General features: G+C 41.0%; 1 pseudogene. It reads left to right on the top strand.

The features are described 5' to 3' along the window. Window positions 1-337: pseudogene (locus tag R7R24_RS30700) on the top strand (class I SAM-dependent methyltransferase); the annotation flags it as partial. Window positions 338-507: the final 170 nt, after the last annotated feature.

Raw genomic sequence — 507 nt, forward strand, 5'->3', positions numbered from 1 at the left:
TAAAACGCCTGTTAATTTCATTTGTGGCGACTTTTCTAAGCTTGTTCTTCCTCAAAGTGATTATGTGTTTGCGTCAGGTTCATTAAACTACAAATCGAGCAATGCAAATCATACGATTGAAATGATTGAGAAGATGTATCGAACGGCTCGAATAGGCTGTGTGTTTAACTTACTCGATGAAGAAAAGCTGCCGAGTATGAGAATGCTAGAATCGCATAACAAAGTGGGGGTGTTGCGCTATTGTCGATGGCTATGCCCAGATGCACAATTAATCGAGGGTTACTCCGACCACGACTTCACGATTGTCATGATCAAAAAAGCGGAGCCAGTTTCCTAACTCCGCTTCATAAACTTTTAAGCCTTATTGGTGTTTGTACTGTGAGATCTTACAGTCACCAGTTTGTCTATCAACCTTAAATGAGAACGCGGCTGAATGGTATTCCCTTCCATCACTCCAAATTGTTTCTCCGAAGATTTTACATAGGTCCAAATCGCTAATTGAACCGA

It is taken from the genome of Vibrio sp. 704 (assembly GCF_033339295.1).